Source organism: Herbiconiux daphne (assembly GCF_024979295.1).
In the GTDB taxonomy this organism is placed as follows: domain Bacteria; phylum Actinomycetota; class Actinomycetes; order Actinomycetales; family Microbacteriaceae; genus Herbiconiux; species Herbiconiux daphnes.
Genome location: NZ_JANLCJ010000736.1, coordinates 1 through 540, shown reverse-complemented (window position 1 = coordinate 540; position 540 = coordinate 1). Strand labels below are relative to the sequence as shown.

Sequence of the window (540 nt, the reverse complement as noted above, 5' to 3'; positions counted from 1 at the left end):
GACTGATTGCCACCAAGGATTGTCAGAGCACCTTTCTGTGCTCCTTGTCGAGTCTGTGCTTCTAATTCAAGAGCAGCTTTATTATAATCACTTTCTGATTTACCAAAGATAACACCTTGAGCAACACCAGCACGGGAGTTACCCATAGCACCTGCTGCACCAGCTTTCTGGTTAAGATCTTGAATAGCAGCAGCATAGTTTTCAGCTGACTCCTGTTGCATCTGTTCTTTCTGAGCACGAACAATGTCGTTATCATAGAGTTGAGATGAAGTATCGTTAACCATCTTCGCTGTAATGTCACGTTTACCAGTGGCATAATCTTGTTCAATCTGAGAACCGATAGCAGCATTCTGAGCCGCTGTATCAGTAATACCGTTCACCTGACTAATAATGTCTTTCAACTGACCTGATTCAGCCATCTGTTTAACAGCAGAAGCCATCTCAGGAGTAAAACCGGGCATGTTACGTTCAATCCATTGACCATCCAATCCACCAGATTTATCAAACTGCTGTTGTGCCAGACCAAGAATTTCTTTTAGT

Annotated in this window: 1 protein-coding gene; it reads right to left on the bottom strand. The window is 43.0% G+C overall.

The window, feature by feature from the left end:
* Positions 1–540 (bottom strand): hypothetical protein (locus N1032_RS27415; protein WP_259543875.1); only part of this gene is annotated, 540 nt, incomplete at both ends.